This is a genomic window from Nitrosospira sp. Nsp2 (assembly GCF_003050965.1).
GTDB lineage: Bacteria > Pseudomonadota > Gammaproteobacteria > Burkholderiales > Nitrosomonadaceae > Nitrosospira.
Genome location: NZ_QAOU01000003.1, coordinates 210,950 through 221,868, shown reverse-complemented (window position 1 = coordinate 221,868; position 10,919 = coordinate 210,950). Strand labels below are relative to the sequence as shown.

Sequence of the window (10,919 nt, the reverse complement as noted above, 5' to 3'; positions counted from 1 at the left end):
GCGCTTCCGCTTAGGTCGAGACAGTAGCCAACCGTGAAATACGTCATCATTATCAGCGCCGGACTGGGTGCAGTCATGCTTTTTCTACTGGCTAGTGCAGGAGCTGATACCGATCTGTTCGAACGCAAATACAGGCTTCTGATCCGGCTTAATGTCGGCTTCGTGCTGTTTCTGATGGGCGTAGTAGGGTATTTGTTATGGAGACTCAGACGCAGGCTGAATGCGGGCGTATTCGGTTCGAGACTGGCGCTGCGCCTGCTGCTGATCTTTTCACTAATGGCCGTTCTTCCGGGTGCGCTGGTATATGCCGTATCGGTACAATTTCTAGGGAAAAGTATCGAATCCTGGTTCGATGTCAAGGTCGACCGGGCGCTGGAAGGTGGCCTGAATCTGGGACGCAAAATCCTCGACAACCGTTTGGAGGAATTGCGTTACATGGCCGGGGCTGCGGCCGTGACGCTATCCGCCTCCGATCCGCTAGTGCCGGCGCTCAATAAACTCCTCGAACAATCACAGGTACAGGAAGCAACGCTGTTCAACCAGGATGGGAGCGTGCTGGCTTCCACGGATGAGAACAGTTCCGGGCGTGTTCCAGAAGCATTAAGCATGGAAACCATGCGTGAAGTTCAAATGGAAAAATTACACAGCTCGGTTGAGTCGATTCCTGACAAGGGTTTGTATTTAAGGGTTCTCGCGTTAATCGATCCGCGGGGCCCGACGGAAAATGCCCATGTCCTGCAACTGCTCCAACAGGTACCTGAACCGCTGGCCGAAGATGCAGAGATCGTGCAGGCTGCGTATCGCGATTACCAGGAATTGCTCCTATCGCGGGAAGGATTGAAAAGCCTTTATGGGGTGACACTCACGCTCGCGCTGCTGCTCTCCCTCTTCTCCGCTTTGGCCGCAGCATTTCTTATCAGCGAGCGTCTAAGCGCGCCTCTGGGTATGCTGGCTGAAGGCACCCGAGCAGTTGCCCAGGGCGACTTCAGCAGACGCCATCCAGTGCGAAGCCGGGATGAATTGGGCGTGTTGACCGAATCATTCAATCTTATGACTCAGCAGTTGGAAGAAGCCCGCATGACTGCACAGCGCAACCAACAGGAGGTGGAAAGTGCGAGAGCTTACCTGGAAAACATATTGGCCAACCTTTCGTCCGGAGTGCTGGTATTTGATAAAGGCCTGCGCATGCGCACCGCGAATTTAAGCGCCGAACAAATCCTGAATGTGTCCTTGTCCGGCCTGAAGGGTCTGACTATCGCCGAGTGCGCAGCGCGCCAACCTCGACTGATATCGTTCATCACGGGGATTCTTGAAGGATTCCGCTCTGAAAATAGGGAGGAATGGCAATGCCAGGTAGAACGCCCACGAGACGGCGTCCACCAAGTCTTGCTGTTGCGGGGGACCCGTCTGCCCCAGGTTTCGGGGGGGGGTGGCGTCGTCGTCTTCGACGATGTCACCAACTTGTTACAGGCTCAGCGCATTGCCGCGTGGGGAGAGGTCGCGCGACGCCTGGCGCACGAAATCAAAAACCCTCTGACTCCGATACAACTCTCCGCCGAACGCGTGCAGCACAAGCTCGCGGGGAGGCTCAGCAAGGAGGATGCGCAAATCCTGAAGCGATCTACTGACACAATTGTTAACCAGGTTGAAGCCCTTAAAAAGATGGTGAATGAGTTCAGCGAGTACGCCCGCGCGCCGGAACTGGAATTTCATTTACTGGATCTCAACGCTTTGGTGCGGGAAGTGCTTGCGCTGTACGAGGCCTCCAGCGCAGTCGTGTCCGACGTTCCACAACCGCATATCGACCTGGCACTGGCTTCAGATTTACCGGCGGTAAGAGGAGACTCCGCGCGTTTGCGGCAAGTTATCCACAATCTCTTGCAGAATGCGCTGGATACGCTTGCAGGCACACTTGATCCAGCAATCATGGTACGAACGGAGATCGTACCGGAAGGGGTGCGGTTCAGCGTAAGTGACAACGGAGGAGGCTTCCCTGAACAAGTGAAAGCGCGAGTGTTCGAGCCCTATGTAACGACGAAAACAAAAGGCACCGGTCTGGGTCTGCCTATCGTCAAGAAAATAGTTGAAGAACATAGTGGTACGATAAAAATTGAAAATATCCGACCCCGCGGCGCACGGATCGCAATTACCCTCCCGGTTTTGATGAGTGAGGGTGTGACGGCCTACCGGGAAGCCAAATGACTTTCCCTGGCCCTAACATCAAACAAGAGATAATCACACATATCGTCAGTGAGACCTGGCTGTTGAAATATGAGTAACAATACAATTCTGGTCGTTGATGATGAGATCGGCATACGTGAGTTGTTGTCGGAAATCCTGCGTGACGAAGGTTATCGGGTCGCGCTGGCGGAGAATGCCGGGCAGGCGCGGAGCTGGCGTAAGCAGGCTCGGCCCGATCTTGTTTTGCTGGATATCTGGATGCCGGACACCGACGGCATCACCCTGCTGAAAGAATGGGCGAGCAGCGGATTGCTCACGATGCCGGTAGTGATGATGTCAGGGCATGGCACCATCGATACGGCGATAGAAGCAACCCGCATGGGTGCATCCGGCTATCTTGAGAAGCCCGTGCCCTTACAGAAGCTGCTGAGCACCGTAGGACGCGCCCTGCGGGGAGGCCAACCGAACCCTCGGATGACGCTTCCTCTCGCCAGTCTGGGCAAGGGGCCCATCATCGCCGACCTGAAAAAAAGACTGGAACAGGTAGTCAACCTTAGAGCTCCCCTCCTGCTCACCAGTGAACCGGGAACCGGTGTGGATGTCTGCGCACGGTTTCTGCACCGGCCCAATACGCCCTGGGTGGAGCCCGATACGCTCACCACTCTCGCGAATGCTCCGTTTGACTTGCTTGAGCAGGCAAAAGGCGGATTGCTTTTCCTCAAGGAAATCGGAGATCTTAACAGGCTGGCTCAAAAGGGATTACTGCTGCTGTTAGGCAAACTGGAAAAGTATAACGTACGACTGGTGTGCGTCACTTCGACCCCGCTGGCGGAGCTCGCCGCGCAAGGCGGTTACGACACGAGGCTTTATGAACTCTTGAGCGGTCTTTGCATAAATGTTCCCGCGTTAAGGGAGCACAGGGAGGATATTCCCGAGCTCGCAACCCAGATACTTTCCCGCGATATCGAGTCGGGCGAAGCTCCTCTGCGGCAATTCAGCACGGCCGCGCTTAATTGCTTACGCAATCACGACTGGCCCGGCAATCTCGCGCAACTCACCGGTATCGTGCATTCGCTCGCATTAACCTGTGCTGGCGACGAGATATCGGCCGATGACGTTAAACAGATACTTGCGTCTTCCTCGCCCCCACAGGCAGTGGGGGGCATCCCGCTCAACCTTCCGTTACGTGAAGCACGTGATATGTTTGAGAAGGCCTACTTTGAACAGCTCATAGACCAGGAAAACGGCAACATGACCCGGGTCGCGGAACGCGCCGGATTGGAACGCACGCATCTTTACCGCAAGCTCAAGCTGTTGGGGCTCAAATTGCGGAGTCACTGAAGAATTAATGACTGTTATCGCGCTGCCATGCATATTTCGCCCGCTTCCACCGAGACTGCCCTAGATTGTCATATTGTCTGACATCGTATCTTAAGCGATAATAGTGGCTTTGCCGACCCGCACCGCTACCCGGGTTAGGGAGCGGTGTTTTTATGTGCCTTATCTGTAGAACAAGGGAGTCCGTGGTCATGGGAACATTTAGAGATTTTGACGCGCCGGTTTTCAAAAACCTTACCAGCGCTATTCGTGCACTGGCCATGGATGCCGTGCAAAAAGCCAATTCGGGTCACCCCGGCATGCCGATGGGTATGGCAGAAATAGCTGAGGTGTTGTGGATTCATCACTTGCGCCACAATCCCGCAAATCCAGAGTGGGCTGACCGCGATCGGTTCGTGCTGTCCAACGGACATGGCTCGATGTTGATCTATGCCTTGCTGCACCTGACGGGCTATGACCTGCCGATGGAGGAGATCAAACGCTTCCGGCAGCTTCACTCCAAAACACCAGGCCATCCGGAGTATGGATACACCCCTGGTGTGGAAACCACTACCGGACCGTTGGGGCAGGGGATTACAAATGCAGTGGGTATGGCGCTTGCGGAAAAAATCCTGGCTACAGAGTTTAACCGCCCCGGCTTTGATATCGTCAACCACTATACTTACGTATTCTTGGGTGATGGCTGTCTGATGGAAGGCATTTCCCATGAAGCCTGCTCTCTAGCGGGTACGCTTGGATTAGGTAAGCTGATCTGCTTTTACGACGACAATGGTATCTCGATAGATGGCCACGTGGAAGGATGGTTTACCGACGACACACCCAAGCGCTTCGAAGCATACGGCTGGCATGTGGTGCCTGATGTCAACGGGCACGATCCGGTAGCAATAGAGGCCGCTATCGAAGCCGCCAAGCAGGCTGGCGACAAACCATCGATGATCTGTTGCAAAACGGTAATCGGCATGGGTTCCCCCAATAAGGCCAATACTCACGAGGTTCATGGCGCGGCGCTGGGCGACCTGGAAATTGCCGCAACGCGGCCCCATATCGGGTGGAATTATCTGCCGTTTGAAATTCCAACCGACGTTTATGAAATGTGGGACGCCCGTTCCAAAGGCCAAGGGCTGGAGGATGAATGGAACCGCAGGTTTGCTGAGTATTCCGAGAAATATCCCGCCGAGGCAGCCGAGTTCACGCGGCGCATGGGCGGCGACTTGCCGGACGACTGGAGCGAACACGTAGAAGGACTGATCGCCCGGGTAAATGCGAAGGAAGAAACCATTGCCAGCCGCAAGGCCTCGCAAAACGCCATTGAAGGTATTGCCCCGGCATTGCCCGAACTGGTCGGCGGCTCCGCAGATCTGGCCGGGTCCAATCTTACCCTTTGGTCAGGCTCCAAAGGCATAACCCAAAAAAATGGTGGCAACTATATATACTATGGTGTGCGGGAATTCGGCATGAGCGCCATGATGAACGGGATGTCGTTGCATGGCGGCATTATCCCCTACGGGGCGACCTTCCTCATGTTTTCCGAATATGCTCGCAACTCGTTGCGTATGGCGGCGCTGATGAAAATTCGTTGCCTTTTCGTATACACCCACGATTCGATCGGGTTGGGCGAGGACGGCCCCACGCATCAACCCGTAGAGCAGACTGCAACCCTGCGCTATATTCCCAACATGAATGTGTGGCGTCCCTGCGATACGGTCGAGTCGACCGTTGCCTGGGCACGCGCGATTGAACGCAGGGATGGCCCTTCGATTCTGATTTTCAGCCGACAAAACCTTCCTTTCCAGAAACGTGATGCAGCGCTGATCAAGCAGATTGACAAGGGAGGCTACATTCTGTCGGAAGCTGCGGACGGAAAACCCCGGGCAGTCATTATCGCCACCGGATCTGAAGTTGCGTTGGCTATGATGGCGCAAAAAGCGCTCGCGGAGACCGGCATTCAGGTACGCGTTGTGTCCATGCCCTGCACGAATGTGTTCGACAAGCAGGATCAGGAGTATAAGGATAGCGTTTTGCCCAAGGGCATAGGACGCGTTGCGGTGGAGGCAGGTATCACCGATTACTGGCGGAAATATGTGGGGCTTGAAGGCGCGGTTGTCGGGATTGATACATTTGGCGAGTCAGCGCCGGCAGGGGAACTTTTCAAGCACTTCGGCTTCACTGTTGAGAATGTGGTGAAAGCCGTAAATAGCGTACTTTAGGCCAAGCCAAGTGTTAATTTCGACGCGACCGAGCCCTTCCTACGCCTGAGTTTCTTTTTTCTATCCAAGGAGTTTAAAAAAATGACAATCAAAGTCGGTATCAATGGTTTTGGCCGCATCGGACGAATGGTATTCCGTGCGGCGGTACAAAATTTTCCGGACATTGACATCGTCGCTATCAACGATCTGCTCGAGCCCGACTACCTGGCTTACATGCTGCAGCATGATTCCGTGCATGGACGCTTCAAGGGCGACGTCTCGGTGGAGGGAGATACTCTGGTCGTCAATGGAAAGAAAATTCGTCTCACCGCAGTTAAGGACCCCGCTGAACTGAAATGGGGAGAAGTTGGCGCCGACGTTGTCATTGAATCCACCGGCCTTTTTCTCACCAAGGAAAGCTGCCAGAAGCACATCGCGGCCGGCGCGAAGAAAGTCATCATGTCGGCTCCCTCGAAAGATGACACGCCCATGTTCGTGTATGGCGTAAACGATAAAACATATGACGGGGAACCCATTATTTCCAATGCTTCGTGCACCACTAACTGCCTGGCCCCCATCGCCAAGGTGTTAAACGATGCCTTTGGCATCAAGCGCGGATTAATGACGACGGTTCATGCGGCGACCGCCACCCAGAAAACTGTCGATGGGCCATCGAACAAGGACTGGCGCGGAGGACGTGGTATCCTCGAGAATATCATTCCGTCATCGACCGGCGCGGCGAAAGCCGTGGGCAAGGTTATCCCTGAATTGAACACCAAACTCACCGGTATGGCTTTCCGCGTGCCGACTTCGGATGTTTCGGTGGTGGACCTCACCGTTGAGCTGAATAAGGATGCCAGTTACGAAGACATCTGTGCAGCGATGAAGAAGGCCTCGGAAGGGCCGATGAAGGGAATACTCGGATACACCGATGAGAAGGTCGTTTCTACGGATTTCCGTGGGGACAGCTGTACTTCCATCTTCGATGCGGAGGCGGGTATGGCCTTGGACGACAGCTTCGTTAAAGTCGTGTCCTGGTACGATAACGAGTGGGGCTATTCCAGCAAGATTTTGGAAATGGCCCGGGTTGTCTCAGCTAAATAATCCGTCCGAAACGAAGGGCAGGGATTGAAGTAATTCTCACCAATCCCTCCCCACGCCTCTATTCCTTCGATAGGAAGGAAAGTCCATAGTCATCCTTATACCATCCCAAATCTGGAGTCATCAGTGTCCGTCATAAAAGTCACCGACCTCGATCTTAAGGGCAAGCGCGTTTTTATTCGAGCCGATCTAAACGTACCCGTAAAGGAGGGCAAGGTAACCTCCGACGCGCGTATTGCAGCTTCCATGGCGACCATCAACTATTGCCTTCAGCAGGGGGCCAAAGTGATGGTCACCTCACACCTGGGCCGCCCCGAAGAGGGCGTATGGTCTGAAGAAAATTCGCTCAAGCCGGTTGCCGACAACATCGCTGCCCGCCTGGGCAAGCCCGTACGTTTAATCAAGGATTGGGTAGAAGATGATTTCGAAATAGCGGATGGCGAACTGGTGGTCCTGGAAAACTGCCGCATCAATAAGGGCGAGAAAAAAAATCTCGATGAGACTGCGCGAAAATATGCCCAGCTATGCGACGTGTTCGTAATGGATGCCTTCGGCACCGCGCACCGCGCCGAAGCGTCGACCTACGGCATCGCCAAATATGCCCCCGTTGCCTGTGCCGGAATTCTCCTGACAGAAGAGCTCGAAGCCCTCACCAAAGCCCTCCTGAACCCTGCGCGGCCCATGATAGCGATCGTGGGGGGTTCGAAGGTCTCGACAAAGCTCACAGTATTGGAGTCGCTTTCGGAGAAGGTAGATCAACTGGTGGTAGGGGGGGGCATAGCGAATACGTTCCTCAACGCTGCGGGAAAGAACGTGGGAAAATCGTTATGCGAAGACGATCTCGTCCCAACCGCAAAAATGCTTATGGATAAGATGGCGAAACGCAATGCCAGGATACCAATCGCAGTGGACGTCGTGGTCGGAAAGAAATTTGATGCGAACGAACCAGCAATATTGAAAGATGCGGATTCCGTGTCCGATGACGAAATGATTTTTGACATCGGCCCGAAAAGTGCGCAAGAGTTGGCCGACATCATCATGAAAGCCGGTACGGTTGTGTGGAATGGGCCGGTTGGGGTATTTGAGTTCGATCAGTTCGGCGCGGGAACGCGCACGGTTGCCATGGCGATTGCGGAAACCAAGGCGTTCACCCTCGCTGGTGGCGGCGACACCATCGCTGCGATTCAGAAGTACGATATCTATGACAAGGTATCTTATATATCGACTGCCGGGGGCGCATTTTTGGAATTTCTGGAAGGAAAGAAGCTGCCTGCTGTGGAGATACTCGAACAGCGGGCTGGTGAGAAGCGCAGCTGACGGCCGCGTGTCCACTACCCTCCTATAAAATATGATTCGAAGAACAAAAATAGTCGCAACACTTGGCCCCGCATGCAAGGATCCCAAGGTTCTTGAGCGAATGATTAATGCCGGGGTCGACGTCGTCCGTATCAATTTTTCTCACGGCACACGGGAAGAACACATCGAATATGCTGAATTGACCCGATCCCTGGCACGGGCCGCAGGTCATGCCGTAGGTGTGCTCGCAGATTTGCAGGGCCCAAAAATCCGTATCGGCAAATTTGAATCCGGCAAGATTTTTCTAAAGACCGGCGATAAATTCATACTGGACGCCGAGTGTGCCTTGGGTGATCAGGAACGGGTAGGGCTGGATTATAAGGAGCTGCCGAACGATGTAGAAACCGGCGCCACACTGATGCTGGACGATGGCCGTATCGTACTCGGTGTTTCAGAGGTTGTGGGAGGCCAGGTATATTGCGTGGTTGAGCAAGGCGGTATCTTGTCCAACAATAAGGGTATCAACCGCAAGGGCGGCGGACTTAGCGCGCCTGCCCTTACCGGCAAGGATGTGGAAGATATCAAAACTGCAGCAGCGCTTAAAGCCGACTATCTCGCCGTATCGTTCCCCCGCTCAGGTGACGACATGCGCTGGGCGCGGGACGTAATGCGGGACGCGGGTGGCAAGAGCCTGCTGATGGCGAAGATCGAGAGATCGGAGGCGATTCTTGCGCTGGATGATATATTGTTGGCTTCCGACGCTATCATGGTGGCGCGTGGAGATCTTGCTGTGGAAGTAGGTGACGCGGTCGTGCCTGCGCTACAGAAGCGCATGATCCGAACCGCTCGCGCCAACAATAAACTGGTGGTGACTGCCACGCAAATGATGGAATCAATGGTCAGCAGTCCGATTCCAACCCGCGCAGAAGTATCCGATGTAGCGAACGCGGTGCTGGATGGTACCGACGCAGTAATGCTTTCAGCCGAATCCGCGTCGGGACAGTACCCCGTAGAAGCGGTTGCAGCTATGGCTAGAGTCTGCCTGGAAGCAGAAAAGGAGTATCTGGTAAGCGGCGAAAACCGCCGGCTGCAGGGGGAGCTTCCAGAAACTATAGAAGAGGCCGTCGCCCGCGCCACCATGTTCACCGCAGGAGGCTTGAAAATCCGCGCAATCGCGGCGCTTACGCAGAGCGGAAGAACGGTATTATTAATGTCGCGCAGAAGTTCGAATGTTCCTATATTCGCTCTCAGCCCGCAAGAAGATACTCGCCGTAAGATGACACTGTTCCGGGGCGTCTACCCGGTAAAGTTCGGTGGCGGCTCGAACGATCCTGAAATCATATTGAACCATGCTGAAAACGAACTGCTCAAGCGTGGCGTGGTACGGAACGGTGACCTGATCCTCATGACCATTGGCGAGCCAGTGGGGAAGGCGGGAGGAACCAATACCATGAAAATTGTCAAGGTAGGCGAGTACCGAAAGGCGTGAGGGAATAAGCAGAAGGCGGCGTATCGATTCCTGCCTTAATTACGGACAGTTCACCGTTTACGATTTACCATACACTGATTCTAACCTGAAGGAGGCTCTAATGGCACTCGTATCACTGCGTCAACTTTTGGATCATGCAGCGGAAAACGCCTATGGTCTGCCCGCTTTCAACGTCAATAACCTTGAGCAGATCCAGGCTATCATGCAAGCAGCCGATGAATGTGACAGCCCGGTGATCATGCAAGGTTCCGCTGGCGCGCGAAAGTATGCCGGTGAGGCTTTCTTACGCCACCTTATTGCCGCGGCGGTGGAGGCTTATCCGCATATTCCCATCGTCATGCATCAGGACCACGGCGCGTCCCCGGCGGTATGCATCAACGCCATTCGGAGCGGATTTTCAAGTGTAATGATGGACGGCTCACTGATGTCGGATGCCAAGACGCCATCTTCTTACGAATATAACGTCGAAGTTACAGCCAAGGTAGTAGACATGGCCCATGCTGTCGGGGTTTCCGTCGAAGGCGAGCTGGGCTGCCTGGGCTCGCTTGAGTCCGGAATGGGAGAAGCTGAAGACGGTCACGGAGCCGAGGGCAAGCTGTCTCATGACCAACTGCTGACCGATCCGGAGCAGGCCGCCGACTTCGTCAAGCAAACGGGGGTGGATGCATTGGCCATTGCCATCGGAACCTCGCATGGAGCGTATAAATTCACGCGCAAGCCCACTGGCGATATTCTCGCAATCCAGCGCGTCAAGGAAATTCACCAGCGCATTCCCAACACTCACCTCGTTATGCATGGGTCCAGTTCAGTACCACAAGATTGGCTCGATATCATCCGCGAGTATGGCGGGGATATGAAAGAGACATACGGGGTTCCAGTAGAGGAAATTCAGGAAGGCATTAAGCACGGCGTCCGTAAAATAAATATCGATACGGATATCCGCCTTGCGATGACTGGCGCAATCCGCCGCCATCTTGCCAAAAACAAAAGCGAATTCGATCCGCGCAAATATTTCAAGGATGCAACTGCAGCGGCAAAAGATATTTGCAAGGCCCGCTTTGAAGCATTTGGATGCGCAGGGCAGGCCGGCAAGATCAAAGCGATCTCGCTTGAGAACATGGCGACCAAATATACCAAGGGTGAGCTGAAAGCCGTTATTAAATAGTTAAGAAGAAAAACCGAGCTGGTCCAGACAGGCTATGCCTGTTGTGGACCAGCAACTAAGGGGATTAAAGTCAAGGTTGATTGATTTTTTTGAGAAAATCCGGTCGTCAACTCCGTCTCATTCTATAAAGCCTTCTCGCTCGATTGGGCCAGGGGACCGCACG

7 protein-coding genes are annotated in these 10,919 nt (G+C 54.2%); all 7 read left to right on the top strand.

Annotation, left to right across the window (positions count from 1 at the left end; translation table 11 throughout):
- The first annotated feature begins 33 nt into the window (after positions 1–33).
- Positions 34–2,202 carry an ATP-binding protein gene (locus tag C8R31_RS08660; RefSeq protein WP_107693680.1) on the top strand — a complete coding sequence of 723 codons (2,169 nt, stop codon included), beginning with the start codon at positions 34–36 and terminating at the stop codon, positions 2,200–2,202.
- Positions 2,203–2,271: 69 nt separating this feature from the next.
- Positions 2,272–3,522, top strand: coding sequence for a sigma-54 dependent transcriptional regulator (locus C8R31_RS08655; protein ID WP_107693679.1), 1,251 nt, complete (start codon positions 2,272–2,274; stop codon positions 3,520–3,522).
- 188 nt (positions 3,523–3,710) lie between these two features.
- Positions 3,711–5,726 (top strand): transketolase, encoded by a 2,016-nt coding sequence (gene tkt / locus C8R31_RS08650; RefSeq protein WP_107693678.1) that lies wholly within the window; start codon positions 3,711–3,713, stop codon positions 5,724–5,726.
- An 81-nt stretch (positions 5,727–5,807) separates the two neighbouring features.
- Positions 5,808–6,809 (top strand): type I glyceraldehyde-3-phosphate dehydrogenase, encoded by a 1,002-nt coding sequence (gene gap, locus C8R31_RS08645; RefSeq protein ID WP_107693677.1) that lies wholly within the window; start codon positions 5,808–5,810, stop codon positions 6,807–6,809.
- A 123-nt stretch (positions 6,810–6,932) separates the two neighbouring features.
- Complete coding sequence (locus C8R31_RS08640; protein WP_107693676.1) at positions 6,933–8,123, top strand: phosphoglycerate kinase; 1,191 nt, start codon at positions 6,933–6,935, stop codon at positions 8,121–8,123.
- 31 nt (positions 8,124–8,154) lie between these two features.
- Positions 8,155–9,591, top strand: a complete 1,437-nt coding sequence (gene pyk, locus C8R31_RS08635; protein ID WP_107693675.1) for a pyruvate kinase — start codon at positions 8,155–8,157, stop codon at positions 9,589–9,591.
- Between the two features lie 100 nt (positions 9,592–9,691).
- A complete protein-coding gene (gene fba / locus C8R31_RS08630; RefSeq protein ID WP_107693674.1) occupies positions 9,692–10,756 on the top strand; it encodes a class II fructose-bisphosphate aldolase in 1,065 nt (354 codons plus the stop codon).
- Positions 10,757–10,919 lie beyond the last annotated feature (163 nt).

Coding starts and splice junctions, on each gene's coding strand:
- fba (WP_107693674.1), top strand. CDS start 9,692: ATGGCACTCGTATCACTGCGTCAACTTTTGGATCATGCAGCGGAAAAC.
- pyk (WP_107693675.1), top strand. CDS start 8,155: ATGATTCGAAGAACAAAAATAGTCGCAACACTTGGCCCCGCATGCAAG.
- C8R31_RS08655 (WP_107693679.1), top strand. CDS start 2,272: ATGAGTAACAATACAATTCTGGTCGTTGATGATGAGATCGGCATACGT.
- gap (WP_107693677.1), top strand. CDS start 5,808: ATGACAATCAAAGTCGGTATCAATGGTTTTGGCCGCATCGGACGAATG.
- tkt (WP_107693678.1), top strand. CDS start 3,711: ATGGGAACATTTAGAGATTTTGACGCGCCGGTTTTCAAAAACCTTACC.